The sequence below is a fragment of the Tsukamurella strandjordii genome, assembly GCF_039525985.1.
GTDB lineage: Bacteria > Actinomycetota > Actinomycetes > Mycobacteriales > Mycobacteriaceae > Tsukamurella > Tsukamurella strandjordii.
Genome location: NZ_BAAAII010000011.1, coordinates 1 through 20,749, shown reverse-complemented (window position 1 = coordinate 20,749; position 20,749 = coordinate 1). Strand labels below are relative to the sequence as shown.

21 protein-coding genes, 1 tRNA gene and 1 pseudogene are annotated in these 20,749 nt (G+C 67.5%); 15 read left to right on the top strand and 8 right to left on the bottom strand.

Annotated elements, in window-relative coordinates; all coding sequences use genetic code 11:
* Positions 1-18 precede the first annotated feature (18 nt).
* From ABD108_RS18255 to ABD108_RS18200, 12 genes are read left to right on the top strand one after another with little or no spacing between them, the layout of a single operon-like run.
* Positions 19-300 (top strand): acyl carrier protein, encoded by a 282-nt coding sequence (locus ABD108_RS18255; protein WP_220656804.1) that lies wholly within the window; start codon positions 19-21, stop codon positions 298-300.
* On the top strand, positions 297-1,265 hold the full coding sequence (locus tag ABD108_RS18250; protein WP_220656803.1) for an AvrD family protein: 969 nt from the start codon (positions 297-299) through the stop codon (positions 1,263-1,265). The genes ABD108_RS18255 and ABD108_RS18250 overlap by 4 nt, the downstream gene beginning before the upstream one ends.
* Positions 1,262-1,849, top strand: a complete 588-nt coding sequence (locus ABD108_RS18245) for a histidine phosphatase family protein (RefSeq protein ID WP_220656802.1) — start codon at positions 1,262-1,264, stop codon at positions 1,847-1,849. The genes ABD108_RS18250 and ABD108_RS18245 overlap by 4 nt, the downstream gene beginning before the upstream one ends.
* Complete coding sequence (locus ABD108_RS18240; RefSeq protein ID WP_220656801.1) at positions 1,846-2,724, top strand: ACP S-malonyltransferase; 879 nt, start codon at positions 1,846-1,848, stop codon at positions 2,722-2,724. The genes ABD108_RS18245 and ABD108_RS18240 overlap by 4 nt, the downstream gene beginning before the upstream one ends.
* Before the next feature lie 31 nt (positions 2,725-2,755).
* Positions 2,756-3,514, top strand: coding sequence for a thioesterase II family protein (locus ABD108_RS18235; RefSeq protein WP_220656800.1), 759 nt, complete (start codon positions 2,756-2,758; stop codon positions 3,512-3,514).
* A gap of 32 nt (positions 3,515-3,546) precedes the next feature.
* A complete protein-coding gene (locus ABD108_RS18230; protein WP_343931009.1) occupies positions 3,547-4,962 on the top strand; it encodes an FAD-dependent oxidoreductase in 1,416 nt (471 codons plus the stop codon).
* Positions 4,963-4,999: 37 nt separating this feature from the next.
* Positions 5,000-6,256, top strand: coding sequence for an MFS transporter (locus tag ABD108_RS18225; RefSeq protein ID WP_343931008.1), 1,257 nt, complete (start codon positions 5,000-5,002; stop codon positions 6,254-6,256).
* Positions 6,256-7,053: an NAD(+) diphosphatase gene (locus ABD108_RS18220; protein ID WP_343931007.1), complete on the top strand. Its 798-nt coding sequence runs from the start codon at positions 6,256-6,258 to the stop codon at positions 7,051-7,053. Before ABD108_RS18225 ends, ABD108_RS18220 begins: the two co-directional genes overlap by 1 nt.
* Positions 7,054-7,080: 27 nt before the next feature.
* Positions 7,081-7,965, top strand: coding sequence for a sterol desaturase family protein (locus ABD108_RS18215; RefSeq protein WP_343931006.1), 885 nt, complete (start codon positions 7,081-7,083; stop codon positions 7,963-7,965).
* A 14-nt stretch (positions 7,966-7,979) separates the two neighbouring features.
* The gene (locus ABD108_RS18210; RefSeq protein WP_343931005.1) at positions 7,980-9,026 is read left to right on the top strand and encodes a PrpF domain-containing protein; all 1,047 of its coding nucleotides are present in this window, start codon (positions 7,980-7,982) and stop codon (positions 9,024-9,026) included.
* On the top strand, positions 9,026-10,141 hold the full coding sequence (locus ABD108_RS18205; protein WP_343931004.1) for an AbrB family transcriptional regulator: 1,116 nt from the start codon (positions 9,026-9,028) through the stop codon (positions 10,139-10,141). The genes ABD108_RS18210 and ABD108_RS18205 overlap by 1 nt, the downstream gene beginning before the upstream one ends.
* On the top strand, positions 10,134-10,895 hold the full coding sequence (locus ABD108_RS18200) for an amidohydrolase family protein (protein WP_220656793.1): 762 nt from the start codon (positions 10,134-10,136) through the stop codon (positions 10,893-10,895). The genes ABD108_RS18205 and ABD108_RS18200 overlap by 8 nt, the downstream gene beginning before the upstream one ends.
* A 201-nt stretch (positions 10,896-11,096) precedes the next feature.
* Here the strand turns inward: ABD108_RS18200 and ABD108_RS18195 are convergent, their stop codons facing one another.
* A complete protein-coding gene (locus ABD108_RS18195; protein WP_343931003.1) occupies positions 11,097-11,306 on the bottom strand; it encodes a type II toxin-antitoxin system HicA family toxin in 210 nt (69 codons plus the stop codon).
* A gap of 92 nt (positions 11,307-11,398) precedes the next feature.
* Here ABD108_RS18195 and ABD108_RS18190 point away from each other — a divergent pair, with 92 nt between their 5' ends.
* Complete coding sequence (locus ABD108_RS18190) at positions 11,399-12,298, top strand: hypothetical protein (protein ID WP_343931002.1); 900 nt, start codon at positions 11,399-11,401, stop codon at positions 12,296-12,298.
* Between the two features lie 522 nt (positions 12,299-12,820).
* Here the strand turns inward: ABD108_RS18190 and ABD108_RS18185 are convergent.
* Positions 12,821-12,894: transfer RNA gene (locus tag ABD108_RS18185), tRNA-Gly, on the bottom strand.
* Positions 12,895-12,967: 73 nt separating this feature from the next.
* Positions 12,968-14,341, bottom strand: coding sequence for an amino acid permease (locus ABD108_RS18180; protein ID WP_343931001.1), 1,374 nt, complete (start codon positions 14,339-14,341; stop codon positions 12,968-12,970).
* A 111-nt stretch (positions 14,342-14,452) separates the two neighbouring features.
* Here ABD108_RS18180 and dcd point away from each other — a divergent pair, with 111 nt between their 5' ends.
* Positions 14,453-15,022 carry a dCTP deaminase gene (gene dcd / locus ABD108_RS18175; RefSeq protein WP_220656789.1) on the top strand — a complete coding sequence of 190 codons (570 nt, stop codon included), beginning with the start codon at positions 14,453-14,455 and terminating at the stop codon, positions 15,020-15,022.
* A gap of 3 nt (positions 15,023-15,025) precedes the next feature.
* On the opposite strand, the gene ABD108_RS18170 is transcribed toward dcd, so the two are convergent.
* Genes ABD108_RS18170 through ABD108_RS18160 form a run of 3 tightly spaced genes read right to left on the bottom strand, consistent with a single transcriptional unit; the run spans position 15,026 to position 19,052 of the window.
* Positions 15,026-16,768 (bottom strand): YibE/F family protein, encoded by a 1,743-nt coding sequence (locus tag ABD108_RS18170; RefSeq protein ID WP_305110281.1) that lies wholly within the window; start codon positions 16,766-16,768, stop codon positions 15,026-15,028.
* A gap of 10 nt (positions 16,769-16,778) precedes the next feature.
* On the bottom strand, positions 16,779-18,035 hold the full coding sequence (locus ABD108_RS18165; protein WP_220656787.1) for a pyridoxal phosphate-dependent aminotransferase: 1,257 nt from the start codon (positions 18,033-18,035) through the stop codon (positions 16,779-16,781).
* 3 nt (positions 18,036-18,038) lie between these two features.
* The gene (locus tag ABD108_RS18160; RefSeq protein WP_343931000.1) at positions 18,039-19,052 is read right to left on the bottom strand and encodes an ABC transporter permease; all 1,014 of its coding nucleotides are present in this window, start codon (positions 19,050-19,052) and stop codon (positions 18,039-18,041) included.
* Between the two features lie 109 nt (positions 19,053-19,161).
* On the opposite strand from ABD108_RS18160, the gene ABD108_RS18155 reads away from it, so the two are divergent.
* Entirely contained in the window at positions 19,162-19,752 is a 591-nt protein-coding gene (locus ABD108_RS18155) for a TetR/AcrR family transcriptional regulator (RefSeq protein ID WP_220656785.1), read from the top strand.
* A gap of 3 nt (positions 19,753-19,755) precedes the next feature.
* Here the strand turns inward: ABD108_RS18155 and ABD108_RS18150 are convergent, their stop codons facing one another.
* Entirely contained in the window at positions 19,756-20,346 is a 591-nt protein-coding gene (locus tag ABD108_RS18150; protein ID WP_343930999.1) for a hypothetical protein, read from the bottom strand.
* Between the two features lie 45 nt (positions 20,347-20,391).
* Positions 20,392-20,749: pseudogene (locus ABD108_RS18145) on the bottom strand (hypothetical protein); the annotation flags it as partial.

Genomic DNA, 20,749 nt, shown 5'->3' with positions numbered 1-20,749 from the left:
ATCCGGAAGGAACCGATCATGAGTTCAGATCTCGTCAACCAGTCGCCGGAGCGCACCGAAGTGGCCGCCTTCATCCGCGACTACCTGGTCCGCCGCCATGCCGCCGATGAAGATGCGGTCGAGGCGAGGACCTTCAACGAGTTGTACGTCGATTCCCTGGGCATCGTGCAGCTCGGGATGAAGGTGAAGAAGCGATTCGGCGTGGAGTTCGCCGCCAACGAGATCACCGGCGCAGACAGCGTCGGATCGGTCATCGACGCGGTGCACTCGCGTGCGCTGACCGGCGAGGTTCGGGCATGAGCGCCCCCGTACTCCACCGTTCGATCGACGACGCGCTCGGCCCTGGCGCAGATCGCTTCTTCGGAAGCCGCTACCGCGACGTCCATCAGTCCCTCAGGCTCCGCGAGGCGACCGTCGACGGCGAGAGCGTCCGGGTCTCGGGCTCGATGGCCATCGACTACCCCGCCGCCTGGTCTTCGAAGGGCGAGCGCAGCGTCACCCCGCACGTGTCCACCATCGACGGCGCGGTGACCGCCGCATTGCTCGGTGTCGAGTTGCTCCGGTGCGCGACCACCGCTGCCCCCGAGCAGATCACCGGTGCCTGGATCGATGATCTCGGATTGCGTGCGGGCGGATCGCCTCAGGAGGATGCGACGACGGTGCCGGTCAGGGCCGCGGTCCGGACGGACCCGGAGAGCGCCGGCTCCGGTTTGGTCGTCCGCGCTGAGTTGGGCTCCATGCGCATCGATTTCACACTTCGCGTGCCCGGTGGCATCCAGATCGAGCAGGTACCCAGGACGCTTACCGCCGCTCCGGTCGGCGGGACGGCGTACCACGGGAGCGAGGTCGCCCTGACTGACGTCGCGCTCGATCTAGGTCGCGATACAGCGAGCGCGACACTCACGGTGCCGGTACGGCGCGATGACTCCGCGTATCGCGAGCTCGCAGGCCGATACCCGGACAGCCTTGGCGACGTTCAACACGTGGTGGCCGTTGCGCAGGTTGCGCAGGCCTTGCTCTACGAGTTGGACGGGGTTCCGCGCTCCCGGAGCAACACGCTGTGGATGCGCTCCTACCGGGCCCTGCGGACCGCCGCGCCGACGCCACTGAGTGACGCCGAACAGGTGCGCGTCGCCGTCGAGGACCACAGCGTGGTCGAGATGGACGGGCACTGGTGGAGCCTGTCCGAATGGTCCGCGAGCTGCGCCGGCGTCGCATCGACCTTCGATGTCGCGCACAGGCTGCCCGAAGGCGGTGCACGGTGACCGAGCTGGTCCTGGTGCGCCACGCGCGTACCGCAGCCAATGAGGCCGACCTCCTGCAGGGGCGTCGATCGGATGGACCCGTGCTGGCCGGAGCCCTGACCGGACCCGACTGGGTCGGGCGCGGACTGCCCGTCCCGGACGCCTACTATTCGTCGCCGCAATTGCGGGCACAACAGACTGCGGTCCATTTGTTTCCGGGCCGTGTGTTCCACGTCGACGAGCGGCTGGCGGAACGAGATCTGGGCGACTTGGACGGCATGGCGGCCGAGGCGCTGCGGAGCGATCATCCGGACCTCGCCGCGCGACTGGCGGGCGATGCCCGGTTCGTCCCGCCCGCGGGGGAGTCCGCGCTGGAAGTGGCTGCCCGATTCCGCTCCTTCCTCCGCGATCTCCCTGCGGGAGTCGACACCGTCGGCTGCGTAACGCACGGCGCCCTGATCGCGATCGTGCTCCGCCTGCTAGCGGGAACCCGGGAAAGGTCTCGGATCCGGAATCTCGAGGCGGTGCGACTGCGGCTCGTCGCGCCCGACGCAGTTGTACCTGTGCAGTTGGTGACGGCGGACGAACAGGTGGTCCGCGCATGACCGCGCTCGTCATGTTCCCGGGTCAGGGATCGCAGCGCCCCGGTATGTGCGCGACGGCACTTCGCGATCGCCACGACCTGGTCGTACTGGCGTCCGAGATCGCGGGGTTCGATATCAGTGAGGCGAGCAGATCCGCTGATCTGCTGCGCAAAACGCAGTACGTACAGCCGACGGTGTTCGTCGCCGAGTACGTGGCGTATCTGCGGAATCCCGCCTGCGGCGAGGCCGTACTGGCAGGTCATTCGCTCGGCGAGCTCGCCGCGCTGTGTGCGGCGGGCGCCGTGGACTTCGAGTCCGGAGTCGGACTCGCGGCCGAACGCGGGCGATTGATGGCATCGGTGCCGGCGGGCGGAATGGTCGCCGTGATGGGAGTGTCGCCGTCCGCGGTCGAGACCATCCTGAGCGAGGAACTGACCGAACTCGATGTTGCCAACTACAACGGCGACCGGCAGGTGGTGATCTCCGGTCCCCACGCCGCCCTGGATGTGCTCTGCGAACGCGTCGATGAGCTCGGAGGCCTCGCGGTGGGGCTCAACGTCGACGGCGCCTTCCACAGTCGCAGCATGCGCGCGGCAGCCCGGGAGTTCACCGATGTCCTGGCCCGCCTACGACTCGCCGCACCGAGTATTCCGGTGTACTCCAACGTGACTGCAGAACTGTTCCCTGAAGACAGCGCCGCGATCGCGGATCTCATGGTGCGACAGCTCTTCTCGCCCGTTCGATGGACGGAGATTCTGGTGCGGGCGATGGAGGCGGGAGTGGAGCGCTTCGTCGAGGTGGGTCCGGGAACGGTGTTGACCGGTATTGCCGAGCGCATGATCGCAGCGCGTGGCTGGTCGGCGGGAGTCGCAGTGGGAGAAGCCGATGCAGCGTGAACATCCGTGCGGACGCACCCGTGCCCAGTGGGTGCAGCTCGCCGCAGTTGCTAGTCCCCGGTATCGCTTGGTGTTGTTTCCGCATGCAGGCGGCGGCCCATCGGCCCTCCTCGATGTCGTTCGGTTGTGCCCCGATGAGACCGAGGTGTGGGCGCTGACCATGACCGGCCGTGACGCGCGCGCCCGCGATGAGGAGGACGATGCGGTGGATGACATCGTCGAGTCGGTGCGGTGGGCGCTTGCGGAACGGTCTCCCGTTGCCACGGTGTTCTTCGGGTGCAGCCTCGGCGCGTTGCTGGCGATCCGAGCGGCGCAGTGCCACCCGGAACTGTGCGACGGCGTGGTCGTGGCGAGCCAGACTCCCGGGGAGCGTGACCGTCTCGCGGAGGCGGCCGTCGACAGCACGGATCTGTCGGCCTTCCTGGTGGCAGCCGGAATGACGGCCCCGGAGGTACTCGAGGTCGAGGCGATACGGAACGAACTCCACGCCCGGCTCCATCACGACCTCGCGCTCGTCGACCAGTGCTCCACGGGATTCGGCCTGATCCGTGTGGTCCAGGACCTGTACGTGCTGGCGGGAATAAACGACGATATCGCTCCCGCCGCCGCCATGGGCGAATGGCAGCAGCATTCTTGCGGCACAAGCACTGTCGTTGCGGTACCGGGCGGCCACTTCGCGTTCCTCGAGGCGCGTAACCGCGAACCGGTCACGATGGTGCTCGGCGCCGCGTTCCGGGCGGCGGAGCGACGCCGAGCCGCCGGATCCGCACTCGAGAGGAAGGTCGGCTGATGAACCGCAACGTGATCGCTGAGAACCCCGAGGTGGCGGTGATCGGTGGAGGGCCCGTCGGCCTGATGCTCGGCTGTCTCCTCCGAAGCAACGGCGTCGACGCTCTCGTCGTCGATCGACCCGCGCCGGACAGCCGGCACAGCAAGGCGACCTTGATCTGGCCCCGCTCGCTGGAGGTCTTGGAGGGCGCGGGGGTCTCGGAGGCCGTCGTAGCTGCCGGACATCGGATCGACGCAGTCACATTCAGCACGGCCGCGATGCGGCTGCGGTCCATCGACCTCGGGGAGCTGCCCGATACTCGCTACCGGTTCGGCGTGAGCGTCCGCCAGTCCGTGGTGGAGGATATCCTGCGTCATCGATTCGTGGAGTTGGGCGGAACCCTCGTCTCCGCGGAATGCACGTCGGTTGCGGACGCCGGCGACCACGCGGACATCACGCTCACGACGAGCGTCGGCATCCGTGAGATCTCGCCGGCGTGGGTGGTCGGCGCGGACGGGGTCCGCAGCACGGTGAGGGCTGCGATCGGCGCCGAGTACCGCGGCTACGACGTGCCTGCGCGATTCGTCCTCGCCGACACCGCCCTCTCGGGCCGAGCGCCGCGCAACGAGGTCCGCTACTACTTCGGCCACGACGGCAGTCTCGCGGTGGGCCCGATAGGGGATGACCTCTACCGGATCGCTTGGAGCGTCCAGGAAACACCGGCGGTGCCTGTCGGAATCGACGACCTAACCGAGTTGATTCGCGTCCGATCGGACCTCGACGTCGCGGTCGAGCACGTCCACCACTCCGCCGGCTTCCGCGCGCAGGTGCGTCATGCCACGACCTTCAGGGCCGGCCGACTGATTCTCGCAGGCGATTCCGCCCACAGGATGACGCCCGCGTCGGGCCAGGGCATGAACACCGGATTCGGTGATGCCGCAGCACTGGGGTGGCGCCTCTCGGCGGTGCTGGCGGGACGGCTGGCCGAATCCTCTCTCGACGACTATGCCGTCGAGCGCGCCGCGGCGGCGCGCCAGATCGAGCAACGCACCTCGGCGCAGAGCTCCCGCGTCGACGACTGGACGGTCAGTGAGTCCGACCCGGGCCCGATACCGATCATGAGTACCGCGGAGCTCGCACAGTTCGACGTCGGGCAGCGGGTCGACGTCAATCATCGTGGGCTGGGCGTCGGACTCGGGATTCCCGTGGCACCGGCTGCTCCCACGGTGGTCTGCTGGCCGGGAAGTGAGTGGCGAGCCGCTCAATGGACGCGGTCACTCGCCGAGCTCGATCGGGAGGTGTCCGGCGGCGCACGGATAGTCGATGCCTCAAGGTTGGGGAATTCGCGCCCACCCGGCCTGCAGGGTGACCAGCCAGGCTGCATCGTGATCACCCCCGACGGCCTCGTCACCGATCACTGCGATGTCGGAGACGTGCCTCGCGTGCTGGCCGCAGCGGGCTGGCGATAGCAGATCGACGACATCGATGACTCACCAACGAATGGAGATGACCACAATGACTGATCTCGAGACGGGCGTCGGCGCAACCGGTGGCCCCGGAGCGACCGCGCCGCCGTCGGGCCGCATGCCCGTCGGCGTGTACGCGCTCGGCGCGAGTGTCTTCGCGCTGGGGACTTCGGAATTCGTGATCGCCGGGTTGGTCACGCAGATGTCCCGATCGCTCGGGGTGTCCGTTCCCCAGGTCGGGCAACTGATCACCTTCTTCGCGATCGGAATGCTGATCGGAGCACCCGTCATGGCGTTGCTCACGCTCAAGATGGACAAGAAGGTGACGCTGTTGGTCAGTGCGGGCGTCTTCGCTCTCGCGCACCTGCTGACGCCGCTGGCGCCGAACTTCGAGTCGATCGTGGTGCTACGCGTGGTCGCCGCGGTCGCCTGCGCCACCGAACTGACGGTGGCAGCGGTGATGGCGGTCTCGATCGCGGGCAGCGAGCGGACGGCTCGGGCGATCGCGGTGATCATCGGAGGAATGACGCTGGCGAACGTGATCGGCGTTCCGGTGGGAAGTTTCATCGGAGAGCAGTTCAACTGGGAGTCGGCCTTTCTCTTCATCGGCGTGCTGAGCGCGGTGAGCGCGGTCCTCGTTGCCGTGGTCGTGCATCGAATCCCCTCTGCCCATGCTCCCGACTCCTCACTGTTCTCGATAGCTGTGACGGAGCTGCGCTCGCTCAACCAGACGCGCGTGTACGCGGCGCTTGCGACGACGGTGCTCTTCGAGGCCGCCCTGTTCGCCGTCTACTCGTTCGTTCAGCCCGTCTTGATCGATGTCTCGCACATGAGCCCGGGCACCGTTCCGCTGGTGCTGTTCGCTTTCGGCGTAGGCACCTTCGTGGGTATCTCGATCGGCGGACGGCTCGCGGAACGCTCACCGCTGAAGAACATCATCGTGTCGCTGATGCTGCTGATCGTCGTCATGATCGTCTTCCGTGCGGTGGTGCACTCCGCGATTCCGTCGGCGATCGCGGTCACCCTGATGGGAGTATGCGGATTCTCCATGACCGCCGCGCTCAACGCACGGGTGATCGGATTCGCAGCCGCCGCGCCTACCCTTGCCGTCGCGGTCAGCCTGTCCGCGTTCAACGTGGGAAACGCTGTCGGTCCGGCGATCGGCGGCGCCGTGTACGGGCGTGCGGCGCTCGTCGAGGACGTGATCTGGGCCGGTGTGGCTCTGGCCTTCCTCGCGCTCATCGCCGCGGGCCTGTCGGTGGTGATCGAGAAGGGAGGAAGGTTATCGAATCGCTAGTGACCACCTGGATTCCGGTGTTCGAGGGCGGTCACGTGGCGCACGTTCGCGGCTCCCTGATCGGGGTCCCGCCTCGAACCGTCGACGCCCGCGCGGTCGGACATCAGCAGCTGCGCCTTCCCAGCGGAGAACTCGCCGTTGCTGCTCTCTTGTCGAGCCCGCAGGAGTGCGATGCGACGATGCCGATGCTGCTTCGAGCGCCCCGGGAACTCGAACTGCTCGCGGCGACGGATCGTGGTGCCGCCCTGTGGGCGGCGGCGCAGTGGAAGCATCTGGCGATGCGAGCCACCTCGGCGACAGGCGATTTCACTCGTATCGACCCGTGCGTACTCGCGCTGGTCCACGCCCCTGAGGGAGTCGCGCTGCTGCACAGGCACGGTGCCGCCGGCGACCGCTGGGGTGCAGTGGCGGGCTACGTCGAGCCGGGGGAGTCAGCGGAGCAGGCGGTGGCGCGGGAGGTCGCCGAGGAGACCGGATTCACCGTGGTCTCGACTGTGTACGCGGGAAGCGAGAGCTGGCCGCCGAGCGGATCATTGATGCTGGGGTTCAGCGTGACCGTTGCGGAGCCTTTCGGCGCAGCTCTGGTCCTCGACGCGGCGGAGCACGACCGCGGAGCCTGGTTCCCGCGGCATCAGGTGGCCGCGGCCCGGCGGACCGGGACCGCAACCGTCGACGGCCGGCCGCTGGCCTTGCCGGACACTCCGGGGTTGGCGCAGATCCTGGTCGATCGGTACATCGCGGATGCGGGGACACCGGGACCCCCGGCGTATGGTGCGGGTCACAGTCTCAGGGGTTGACACTTCGCGCGAAGCGCAGTTGTATCAATGGAGTTCACAAACGTGAACGCCCACAGTCGATGGGGCCTCTCAAATCCTCGATCGAATCGGACTAGTTTGGAGGGTGCTGTGTTCCTCGCTATTCAGATCGCTTGGCTCGTCCTGTTGGGCGCTGCGGAATTGTGCGCCGCGCGGTGGCACCGAGTGGCGCCGCGCGGGCCACGAACAGCTCGAAACCTGGCCTTCACGGTGATCAACCACACTGTGATCCCGCCGCTCACGGTGCTGTTGGTGGCCGGACTGCACCAGTTCCGTCCGCCGGTCGGCATCGCCGATCTTCCACTCGGTATCGGGATCGTGATCGCCGTGCTGGCATTCGATTTCGCCGGCTACTGGTTTCATCGCCTGAGCCATCGAAACCTCGTGCTGTGGCGATTCCATCAAGTGCACCATCTCGACGAGGACTTCGACTTCACCACCGGTGCCCGGGTGCATACCGCCGAGGAACTCCTGCACCAGGCGGTGCTCGTGGTGGTGGCGGTTCTGATCGGGGCGCCGCCCCTCTACCTCACGGTGTTCGGTACCGTCGCGTTCGCCGCCGCGATCTGGCACCACTCGAACCTCGCCGTCCCGCGAAAGGTCGAAGGCCTGCTCCGGCTCGTGGTGTTCACCCCGGAGACGCACGTGGCGCACCATCACGACCAGATCGAAGACACCGACACCAATTTCGGCTTCCTGTTCCCCTGGTGGGACCAGCTGTTCGGAACGTACAACGTGCGCAGACGCACTCCGCAGTGGCGGATCGGCCTCGACTACTCCCGCGACCTCGGAATGTTGGCATTGTTGTTCGTGCCCTTCCATCGTCGCCAGCTGAAAGAGCTGGCCCTGCGTCCGGTTGCTTCCTCTGCGCATGACTCGGAGCCGGTCCGATGATCGCGGTGCGCGCAATGTTGATGCGCGGAGGCACGTCGAAGGGAATGTACTTCCTGCGTTCCGATCTCGACGCGACCGGCCTGGATCTCGATCTGCTGCTCCCGACGTTGATGGGCTCGCCCGACCGTCGCCAGATCGATGGCGTGGGCGGGGGCAGCACGACCACCAGCAAGGTCGCGATCGTCGGTCCCTCATCGCGACCGGGATGCGACATCGACTACCTGTTCGGACAGGTCGACCTCGATTCGATGCGCGTCGACTGGACCCCCACATGCGGCAACCTGCTCGTCGGCGTGGGCCCGTACGCAGTGGAGCGGGGGCTGGTTCCGGCCGGCGATCCCCTCACCACCGTCCGGGTCAATCTCGTCAACACGGGTGCGAGGGTGGAACTGGTCGTGCGCACACCGGGCGGAGAGGTCACCTACCAGGGCGAGCAATCGATCGCGGGGGTTCCGCGGAGTTCGGCGCCGGTCGATGTGACGTTCACCGATTTCGCTGGCGGTACCACGGGCTCACTCCTCCCCACGGGGCGTGGAACTAACGAGGTCGGCGGTATCGAGTACACAGCGGTCGACGCGGCGGTGTGTGCGGTGATAGCCCGTGCTGACGCGTTCGGGCTGGTGGGTGACGAGTCACCCGCCGAACTGGACGCCGATCGGCACCTGTGTGACGCCATCGAGGCGATGCGGCTCCAGGCCGCGCTCCAGATGGGCATGGGGGACGTCCGGGGGCGCGTGCTTCCCAAGGTGATGCTGGTGTCTTCGTCGCAGAGCGCCGGGGTGCGGTCGCGGTACTTCGTGCCCACGACATGCCATCCCGCGCACGCGGTGTCGGGTGCCGTCGCATTGGCGACGGCAGCCCGCGTGGGCGGAACCGTTCTCGACTCGGTGCTTTCGGTCGCGACGGCCGGGCCGCTCACCATCGAGCACCCCGCGGGGATCATGGAGGTGGCGGTCGACCTGGGACCGGACGGCCAGCCGACGGCTGCCTCGCTGCGGCGGACGGCCCGGAAGCTGTTCGACGGTACTGTTTTCGCCGATCCCACGGCGATGGCGAGCTGATGAGCGGGGGCTTCATCGTGAATCCGCTTCATCGGCACTGGTGCCTGTGTGTCGCCGCCACCGTCGTCCTGGCTCTGGCGCTGAGCGGCCTGGCGATGCCGGGCGCGTGGCTCGTGGGGGCGACGGTGGCGGCCGGTCTGGTGGCGGTCCTCGGAGGCGGGGAGTTGAAGCCAGCCCGTGCGATACTCCGGCCTGCCCAGTCGATCGTCGGCATCATGGCTGCGGCTCCACTAGCCGCGGTGGGATTCGATACTGCGAGAGGGTGCTTCGCGGTGTCGGCGGTGGTGAGCGCCTCGACTCTCGCGCTCTGTCTCGGTTGTGCCGCCGTGGTGTTCTGGCGTGGCCGGGGCACGATCAGTCGCGCGACCGCAGTGCTGTCCACGCTCGCTGGCGGTGCCAGCGGCATCTCGACGATGGCGGCCGAGTTGGATGTCGACCATCGGTACGTCGCCTTCTCTCAGTACCTCCGGCTGGTGATCGTCACGATCACGCTGCCTTTCGTCCTGGTCGCGGTGGGACTGCACGCGGGGCCGACGCACAGCACCGGGCCGTCGATGTCGTGGCAGAGCGTGATCGCCGTCGTCGCCGTCATCGGCCTGGCAGGGCTGTGCGGCGAGCGGATGCGGATGCCGGCGCCCTACTTGCTGGCGCCCCTTGTGGCCACAGTGGGCCTGGAACTGCTCCTTCCGAGCCTCCGATTCGATCTGCCCTTCCCGATCACGGCTGCCGCGTACGCCGTCATCGGATGGCAGGCCGGTGGCTCGTTCACCCGATCGTCGATGCGACTGTTCCTGCGGCTGCTGCCGATCACCCTCGCCCTCATCGCGGTGATGATCGCGGCCTGTTTCGCGCTCGCCTTCGGTGTGGCGATGTGGCTGGACATTCCGCTCGGGGAGGCGTACCTGGCGACCTCCCCGGGAGGCATCTACGCCGTGATGGCGACCGCAGCCGACACCGGATCCGGGCCGGTGGTGAGCACCCTGCAGGTGATCCGCCTGTTGACTATGGTTCTCGCCGCGGCCATTGCCGCACGCGTGCTCGCCGCGCCTCCGGCGTCACCCACCCCCCGGTCGTCATCGCGGCCGGTCACCGAGAGAAAGCTGCAACATGGCTGAGTACAACGTCTTCGACTCCCACTTCCACATCATCGACCACACCTTTCCGGTGGTGGAGAACAACGGCTTCCTGCCCGATCACTTCGATGTCGCCGCCTATCAGGTGCACGCCGATCGGCTCAAGGTGGTCGGAGGCGCGGTCGTCTCGGGGTCCTTCCAGGAGTTCGACCAGACCTACCTCAGGGACGCGCTCACGCGCCTCGGCCCCGGATTCGTCGGTGTCACCCAACTGCCCGCCTCGGTGACCGACGCGGAGATCACGGACCTCGATCGAGCCGGCGTGCGCGCCGTGCGGTTCAACGTACGACGCGGCGGGTCGGAGTCCATCGGGAATCTCGAGACCTTTGCGCGGAGGGTCCATGAAGTGGCGGGATGGCACACCGAGTTGTACGTCGATGCCGCCGATCTCGCCGAGCTGGTGGACGTCATCAGCGGTCTCCCCGCTGTGAGCGTCGATCACCTCGGGCTGACGGACGCCGGGCTGCCGGTGCTACTGGAACTGGTCGAGCGCGGGGTCCGCGTGAAGGCAACCGGCTTCGGCCGGGTTGAGCTCGACGTGCGGGAGGCCGTCCGGCGGATCATGGACATCGACCCCACCGCGCTGATGTTCGGCTCGGATCTGCCGTCGACCCGCGCCCGACGGCCGTTCGAGGATGCGGACATCGATCTGCTGATCGAAGAGGTGGGAGACGATGCGGACGCGGTGCTCCGCACCAACGCCGAGCGGTTCTACCGAATCAGTGAACCGCGATGACCTGGAGCCGATGACGGGAATCGAACCCGCGCTACCTGCTTGGGAAGCGCACCTGTTTAGTCCGGACGAGTCTGCCCCGGTTCAACGCAGTCGACTGACCTGCGGATACGGGATAATCCAGTGCTGGATAATCCAGCATAGTCCCGGATCGAGTTCCGGGAAGCCGCAGGTCAGATACCCCGCATCTGAAGCGGAGTATGGCTACAGGACCAGTCCCGCGCGGCGCAGGCCCCCGCGCAGGTTCTGCACGGCTCGCCCGGCGCTGGTGGTGCCGGGCGCGATGACAATCTGCGCGGCGGGGTCGGGCGGGGTGAAGCGGATGTGCCCGCTGCTGGTGCGGGTGACTTGCCAGCCTTGGGCTTCGGCGAGCGAGATGAAAGCACGGAGTTGGTGCGCGTAATCGGATCCCATCCGCGCAGGGTGCGGCGGCGGTGGCGGAGAACGGGTGGGCGGCGCGGTGGGGGAGACGGAAGCCGGAGCGACGTCCGACGGACAATGAGATTGTGACTGATTCGATGAAGTGGAAGTTTCAGATTCCGTCGACGACATCATCGTTGGAGATGAACGTGCCGGCGGAGATTCGCCGGTGGGCCGGGTTGTTGCGTGAGCTTGTTGCTGTGAATCTCGCGCGGGGTGACGATGTCGTGGTAGCAGAGGTGCTCAGTCCGACCGGCTGGTCGATGCGCACCACCGACGGTGACAGTGATGGTTTCCTTACCTGGCTCGATGAAACCGCGATCGTCGCCACCGACCGTCTCGGCGACAATCGCGGCCCCAATCAGCGCACTGCCACCTTCGATATCTTCACCGGCGGCACCGAAGCCGGACGGATCGACTTCCATATCCCCGAAATCTTGGGGGTAGCCACAGTATCGACCGCTTGGGGTGAGCTCGATTCGGCAGTGCTGGGATTGACTGCTGAGGAGGAAGTCAATCTGCATGCCCGGGTTTTCGGCTACGCCCTCCATGAATGGCACACCGACAGAGAGTACATCGAGCTCTACACTCTCCACCAAGCAGCTGTGCAAGAAGAGGATCAGGCCTACCGCACCTGGAACAGACTGAAGATAGCGTTTGCGATGGCGCAGGCGGCTTTGTTGTCACCGACGCTGACAATCCCCGGACCGCCGCTGTTTACTGTGGGGCGGTGGCTGTATGTACCGTGCACCGACGAACAGCTCGCGACCCTCGCCGACATCCCCGAGGTGACCGCCACCCGCACCGGCAGCCCCGACCCGAACTACGCGATCATCTCCGTCACCGACACCGCACCCACCGACACCTACTACGCCGTCATCCACACCCTCGGCTACTCCACCCTCCCCGATATTGAAGCCGAACTCACCCGCATCAAATCACTAAAAGCCGAGGAGATACTGACCGCCAGGTTAGATGAGCAGTGAAAAGTACTCAGAGAAATCTTCAGCTGACCTGATCTCGATCACTGCTCTACAGCGTGGTACTCATGCCCAGCGGGCACGCACTATTCTTACGGCAACCGCCTGTCTGGCGGTAAGCCTTGCTGGCCTGACTACGACTATTCCCTCCAAGAGGCAAGCTATCAGGGGTCGCGAACTGCAGAAGCACCGATTGCGGTATGTAGCAGTGGGTCGTCCGAGTGCAATCTCGAAGACACAGTCACGCTGACCACGACGCGAACCTGGGAACAGACGAACGAGATTGGTGCCGAAGTTGGTTTTCCGAAGGAAGCGATAAACGCCTCTGTCTCCGCGGAGGCGACAGCCAGCACAGGCCAGCAAGTCACGAACGAAATCCAAGCGAAGACGGCAACAGCGTTCGATGTTAAGAAAATCCCCGCAGGCAAGACGGCCTACGGTTACTCCCAGTACAACTTGTACAAGGTTGTCATTCGGAAATATAATACTCGTACTGGGTTTGCAGACCGCATTCGTGCAGGTCATTCGTGGAGCCGATGACGGGAATCGAACCCGCGCTACCTGCTTGGGAAGCAGGAGTTCTGCCATTGAACTACATCGGCGGCGACGGCATCGCGCTGCGATGTCGTGCGTACGGGCCAGACTAGCACGCGCACCGTCGGGCGCGGGGCGTGCCTAACGCTCCGAACCGGACCGCAACGCGGCCTTCGGCGCCACCCACACGGCGTACGCCGCGGCGAGGAAAGCGAGCCACACGAACCCCACGATCAGCGCGATCCGGGTGTCCGACTGGAAGGCCATGAGCACCGTCACGAACAGCAGGAAACCGATCGCGACCAGCTGGCCGTAGGGCCACAGCGGCACCGGGAACTTCAGGGCCGCCTGCTCATCGGCGGGCATGGCCGTGCGCTGGCGGTACTGGGAGAACAGGATCATCAGCCACACGAAGACCGTCGCGAAGGTGGCGATCGAGGCGATCACCACGAAGACGTTCTCGGGGATCGCGGCGTTGAGCACCACGCCCACCAGCAGTGCCGCGGCCATGATCACCACGGTCATCCACGGCACGCCGTTGCGGGAGACCTTCTGCATGATCTTCGGCGCCTGGCCGCGCTGGGCCATGCCGAACATCATCCGGCCGGCGCCGTAGATATCGCTGTTGATGGCCGAGATCGCGGCGGTGATGACCACGACGTTCAGCACGTGTGCGGCGGGCTCCACGCCGAGCGCCTGGAAGATCTGCACGAACGGGCTCGACTCGCTGCTGATCTGATTCCACGGGATCACCGCCATGATCACGGCCAGCGCCAGCACGTAGAACAGGCCGATCCGCACCGGCACCGTGTTGATCGCCTTCGGGATCGTGCGCTCGGGATCCTCGGCCTCGGCCGCGGTGAGGCCGATGATCTCGGAACCGCCGAAGGCGAACACCACCAGCACGAAACAGGACAGGAAGCCCAGGAATCCGGTGGCGAAGAAGCCGCCGCCCGCCCACAGATTGCTCACGCCCTGGCTGGTGTCGTGCATGCCGAAACCGAAGATCAGCACCGCGATGCCGCCCGCGATCATGGCCACGATCGCGGTGATCTTCACCATCGTCAGCCAGAACTCGACCTCACCGAAGACCTTGACCCGCATCATGTTCAGCGCGCCGATGAACAGGATCACGGCCAGCACCCAGATCCACTTCGGGACGTGCGGGAACCACAGCCCCATGTAGGTGCCGAAGGCGGTCACATCGGCGATGCACACGAAGACCATCTCGAAGACGTACATCCAGCCCGTCATGAATCCGGCCCGCGGTCCCAGGCTCGACGAGGCGTAGTCACCGAACGAGCCCTGCGGGTTGCGCACCGCCATCTCCCCGAGCGCGCGTAGCACCAGGTAGATCACCAGGCCGCCGATCACGTACGCCAGCAGCACGGAAGGTCCGGCCGCCTGGATCGCCTTCGCCGAACCGTAGAACAGGCCGGTGCCGATGGCGGAGCCCAGCGCGATGAATCGGATGTGCCGGGCGGTCAGTCCGCGACGGAGGGGTGCGTCAGTCACGAATCAGCAGTATCCACCACGGTTCGCCAGTTCGAGAAACTCCGCACCGGCCCGAAGCGCCAGGTCGGGCCGCTCGCCCCGTCGCGCACGGCTCTGCCCTAGGCTGAACCTGTGCTGCTCTCCGACCGTGACATCCGTGCCCAGCTGGACTCCGGCCGCCTCGGCATCGAGCCCTTCGACCCGCAACTGGTGCAACCGTCCAGCGTGGACGTGCGCCTGGACGGGCTGTTCCGGGTGTTCAACAACACCCGCTACACCCACATCGACCCCGCGAAGCGGCAGGACGAGCTCACAAGCCTCGTCGAACCCGATCCGGGCGAGCCCTTCGTGCTGCACCCCGGCGAGTTCGTGCTCGGCTCCACCCTCGAGGTGTGCAGCCTGCCCGACGATCTGGCCGGCCGCCTGGAGGGCAAGTCCTCCCTCGGCCGCCTCGGCCTGCTCACGCATTCGACCGCGGGCTTCATCGACCCCGGCTTTTCCGGCCACATCACGCTGGAACTGTCCAACGTCGCGAACCTGCCGATCACGCTGTGGCCGGGCATGAAGATCGGCCAGCTGTGCCTGTTCCGGCTGTCGAGCCCCGCCGAGAACCCCTACGGCAGCGCGGCGACGGGCTCGAAGTACCAGGGCCAGCGCGGCCCCACCCCGTCGAAGGCGTACCTGAACTTCCCGCAGGACTGACGGTCAGTCCGGTGCCGCATGCCGGCCGCGCCGGCGCGGCTCGGGCTCGGACGGCGGCTGCGTGGGCGGGACCGGCGGCGCGGCCGGGGGACGCGGCTGCGGGCGAGGGGGCGCGGGAATCGGCTCCGACGGTCGCTGCGGCGCGGGCCGGACGGGGCGCTGCACCGGCATCCGGCCGGTCACCGGCTTCTCCGCCGCTGCCGACGGTGCCTCACGAACCGGAGGGCGCGGCACGGACGGTGCGGGCGGGGTCGGCTGCGCCGATGACTCTGCTGCCGCCGACGCCGTTGCCGTCGATTCGGCGGCCGAGGCCCGCGCGGCCGCCGCGCGCCGCTGCCGGACCTTGATCTCGGACGGATCGGCCTCGGGATGGATGTGCGTGTACCGCTCCGCCGCCTCGGGACTGACCGCCGCCCGCGTGGGCTTCGCCAGCAGCGTCGCGATCGCGGTGGTCAGCGGCACCGACAGCGCCAGCCCGATACCGCCGACGAAGGACCGCACCAGCTCCACCGACACCGAGTCCGAGGTGAGCACCTGCCCCAGCGGGCGGCCGGCGATCGAGAACAGCAACAGCAGCGGCAGTGCCGAGCCGACGTACGCGAAGACCAGCGTGTACACCGTGGAGGCGATGTGATCGCGGCCCACCCGCATGGACGATAGGAAGGTGCGGCGCCGCGACGCCTTCGGCGACAGCTTGGCCAGCTCGAAGGTGGCCGACGACTGCGTGATCGTCACATCGTTGAGCACACCGAGCGCGCCGATCACGAAACCGGCGAGCAGCACACCCGAGATCGACAGCTGCGAGGCGTGCGCCTGAAGATTGGTGGCATCGTCGCTGCTCAGGCCCGTGACGCGGGTGGTCACCGTGGCCGCCCAGGCCAGCGCCGCACACACCGCGAGCGCGCACAGCGTTCCCAGCAGTGCCGCGGATGTGCGCAGCGAGACACCGTGCGCCAGGTACAGGACCAGGTAGAGGATCACCGACGAGGCCACCAGCGCCACCCACACCGCCGAGTGGCCGTCGAGGATCGAGGGCAGCGCGAACAGCACGATCACCACGCCGGACAGGGCGAGCCCCACCAGGGCCCGGAAGCCGCGCCAGTGCGCCACCGCCACGATCACGACGGCGAAGATCAGCCCCCACACCCACAGCGAGACACCGCGCGAGTAGTCGTAGAAGGAGTAGTTCGCCGGAGCCCCCGCCATCCCGCCGCCGTTCTGGGCGATCATGATCTTCGTTCCGGGCGTGAGATCGGGCTGGCCGGTGCCCGGGGTCGCGGGACGCGAGGTGTCGATGCCGCCGTTGCCCGACGGGGTGCCCTGGCCGGGCAGCGCGCTGGTGCTCACCCGCATCGTCCCGATCGAGAACTGCGTCCACTTATCGGTATCGGGGCCGCTCGAGATCTTCACCGAGCTGTTCAGGCAGCCGCCGTTGGGATTGGACACCGGATGCGGTTCGACATCGCTCACCTGGCCGTTGCCGCGGGGTGTGAAATCGCAGTCGCCCAGGACCTGCTCGCCGACGGTGCCCTTGTACAGCGTGGGCGATTCCGGGGCGTTCGGCACGCTCACCCGCAGCTGCGACGGCCACAGCACGATCACGCCGATCGCCACCGCCACACCGATCACCGCGAGCAGCCCGACGACCACGCGGGACGCCCACTTGCCGAGCGAGATACTGCTCAGCGAGTGGGTGTGGACGCCTCCGGCGTGGTCGTGGTCGGCGTGCTCATCGGTGTCGGTCACGCCCGCAACCCTACTTCTGCTTATACGAGCTCAGGAAGTTGCCGAATCGGTCGAGCGCCTCGGACAGGTCGCGGGCCCAGGGGAGGGTGACCACCCGCAGGTGGTCCGGTGTGGGCCAGTTGAAGCCCGTGCCCTGGACCAGCAGGATCTTCTCCTGCGTGAGCAGATCGAGGGCCAGCTGCTCGTCGTCGCGGATCTCGTGGACGTTCGGATCGAGTCGGGGGAACGCGTACAGCGCACCCATCGGCTTGACGCAACTCACACCATCGATGGCGTTGAGCTTCTCGTGGGCCACATCGCGCTGCTCCAGCAGCCGGCCGCCGGGCAGGATCAGATCGTTGATCGACTGGTAGCCGCCGAGCGCCACCTGGATGGCGTGCTGCGCGGGCACGTTGGGGCACAGGCGCGTCGAGGACAGCAGGGTGAGGCCCTCGATGAATCCGGCGGCGTGCTCCTTGGGGCCGGTGAGCACGGCCCAGCCGGCGCGGTAGCCGCACACCCGGTACGCCTTGGACAGGCCGTTGAAGGTCATCACCAGCAGATCGGGCGCGAGCTCGGCGATCGAGATGTGCTCGGCGTCGTCGTAGAGGATCCGGTCGTAGATCTCGTCGGCCAGCACCAGCAGCGAGTGCTTGCGCGCCACCTCGACGATCTGCTGCAGCGTCTCCCGCGAGTACACCGCGCCGGTGGGGTTGTTCGGGTTGATCACCACGATGGCCTTGGTGCGCGGCGTGATCTTCGCCTCGATGTCCTCGACCGACGGGTTCCAGCCGTTGTCCTCGTCGCACAGGTAGTGCACGGGCTTGCCGCCCGAGAGGCTCGTCATCGCGGTCCACAGCGGATAGTCCGGCGCGGGGATGAGCACCTCGTCGCCGTTGTCGAGCAGGGCCTGCATCGTCATGGTGATGAGCTCGGAGACGCCGTTACCGAGGTACACGTCGCCGATGTCGAAGTACGGGAAGTCGGGCACCTCCTCGTACCGGGTCACCACGGCCCGCCGGGCCGAGGCGATGCCCTGGGACTCGCTGTAGCCCTGGGAGGTGGGCAGGGCGTGGATCATGTCGCGGACGATGGAATCCGGAGCCTCGAAACCGAAGGTGGCGGGGTTGCCGATGTTCAGCTTGAGGATGCGGTGCCCCTGCGCCTCCAGCCGTGCCGCCTGTGCCACCACGGGGCCCCGGATCTCGTACAGCACGTTCTGCAGCTTCGCGGACTGCTCGAGCGGCTTGAGTTCGGTGCGGATGTGGGGCACATGCGGTCGGCTCATGGGCTATATCGTCGCAGGCTGCGGCAAATCCTTTTCGTCGGGTTGGCTGCTCGACGGTGCCGCCGCGGTCGCGGCGCGATGCTTGGCCGCACCGATCACCAGCAGGCAGTAGCCCACCACGATCCAGGCGCCGAGCACTGCGAACGCGGCTCCCGCTCCGGCGCCGATCACGGCGTCCGGTGCGAAGAAGGCCGCGCCGCGCAGGGCGGTGCCGGTGGCGCCGATCGGCAGGCTCTGGCCGAGCACGCCCCACACGTGGGGCAGGAACTCCGGGGGTGCCGCGACCCCGGCGAGCGGCATGCCGATCAGCATGAAAAGCAAAGCCGCGGGGGCGATTCCGCGCGGGCCAGCCAACTGCACCAGGCCCGCCACCGTGGCCCCGATCGCCAGCATCCCGGCGCTCATGGCCAGCCACTGCGCCCCGAAGCCGCCGGGCAGCACGCCGATCCACATCGCGGCGCCCACGGCCGCGGCGCCCACCACCGCGGCACCGATCGGCAGGGCCGCGGCCACCACCGTGGGGTGGCCGCCGATCATCACGGTGGCCAGGGCCAGCACCATGCCGCTGAGGAACACCGGCATCACCATCGAGCCGAAGCCGGCTCCGCGCGGATCGTCGGCCGACGGGGGCGCCACATCGGTCACCGCGGCGGTACGGCCCTGCGCGGCGGCGTTCGCGAGCTGGGTGATGATCGGCGCGACCACGGGGGAGGCGCCGGTGGCGGTGATCGCCCGGGGCTGGGCGCCGAGGACGACGCCGCCGTACACCTCGCGGTTCTGCGTGGCCGTGATCAGGTCGTCGGCGGTGGCGTAGGTCTTCACCTCGAAGCCGCCCGGCTGCTGGGCGTCGAGGCGTTCGGACACCTGGGTGACGGCGGCGGACGGTCCGACGACGCCGATCGGCAGGTCGTGCGGCTTGCCCTTCGCGGCGGGTGCGGTGAACAGCAGCACGATCAGGGGGATCGCGATCGCCAGTCCGGCGAAGACCGCGGCGAGCTTCGCGTGGTTCTTGCTCATGATGGGGCTCCCAAGTATTTCAACGTCTGTTGAACCTGAGGCTACGACCGACTCGCCAGATAAGTCAACAGGTGTTGAAATAGTGCGGCGCGACGGTAGGCTCGCGGTCATGACGACGGGCAGGCGCGCAGGTGTGAGCACCGCGAAGGCGGACATCCTGGAGGCGGCGCGCGAGCTGTTCGCCGAGGTCGGCTACGACCGCGCCACCATCCGCGCCATCGCCACCCGCGCCGGGGTCGACGTTGCCCTCGTCTCCTACTACTACGGCAACAAGAAGGGCCTGTTCCGGGCCGTGATGAGCATGCCCGTCGATCCGGAACAGATCTTCACCGCCGCGCTCGACGGTCCGCGGGACGGCATGGGCGAGCGCCTCCTACGTGCGGCGCTCGGCGTGTGGGAGGGCCCGGAGACCGGTGCGAGCTTCCTCGCCGTCCTGCGCGCGGCGGTCGACGTGGATGACAAGGCCGCCAACACCTTCGGTGAATTCATCGCCTCGGTGATGCTCCCGATCCTCACCCAGCACGCGGGGGTGAGCATCGAGACGGGGCGGGTGGTGGCCAGCACCATGTTCGGGCTGGCGTTCATGCGCTATCTGGTGCGGTCGCCGATCTTCACGGCACCGTCGACCGAGGAGATCATCGCCACCTACGGGCCGGCCATCCAGCGCCTCGTCGACGCCGACGGCGCACCGTCGAACTGATCGCTAGGCCGAGGTGGCCGAGTCGGCGTCGTCGTCGCCCAGATTGTGGAAGGCGCGGCCCAGCTCCTCGGAGACGTCGATGATGCGCGCCTTCTTCACCTCGGGCTTGTCGATCTCCTCGGCCACGTACTGCGCGATGAATCGTCGGATCTCGGAGTCCACACTGGCCACCACGCGCACGATCGAGCCTCGGATGGAGTGCGATTCCACATCGACCCACACGTCCTTGGGCTTGGGCGGGTCCACCTCGATGCGCAGCTCCAGCGGCGCCGCGGCGCGGACGGTGAGCGGCAGCGTGATGAGGCCGGCCACGTCGTAGCGGATGCGGTCGACCTTGAGGTCGATCAGCAGGCCGATCCGCAGCGGGATCTTCACCGTGAAGGTGATGAGCTCGCCGACGTGGCGCGTGAGCTGGGGCTCGTCGATCTCGACCTTCGCCCACACCTTCGCGACCCCACCGGGGCCCGACGGGATTGGGCCCACGGTGAAGTCGCCACCGGCGATGTCGGCGAACGCGGAGCCCACACGCTCCTCGTTCACGGCGATCTCGAAGAATCGCCGGCCGAACTCCTCGTAGCTCACGTACTCAGGCACGCGTACATCCTGCCGTACGACCGATAGCGAATCGGGGACGTTCGATCACTTCCGCCCGCCGGGGCGCTTGGCGCCCGCAGCGATGCCGAAGCCCTTCGCCTTCGATTCACCCTCGGTGGCCAGGCTCCGGTCGTCGCCCGACGGTGCCTTCGGCGCCGCGGCGGGAGCCTCGGGGGCCGCCGCGGATTCCGGTGCCGCAGGAGCCTCGGGTGCCTCGGCCGCTGCGGGAGCCTCGGCCGCTGCCGGAGCGTCGGCCGGGGCGGGCTTGTGCTCGATGTGCTCGCGCACCTCGGCCCGCGCCTCCGCGGCCTTCTCCTTGATCTCGCTGCCCAGCTTCTTCAGCCCGGGACGCTTGGCGCCCGCGGCGATGCCGAAGCCGGCGGCCTTGGACTCGCCGGCGGTG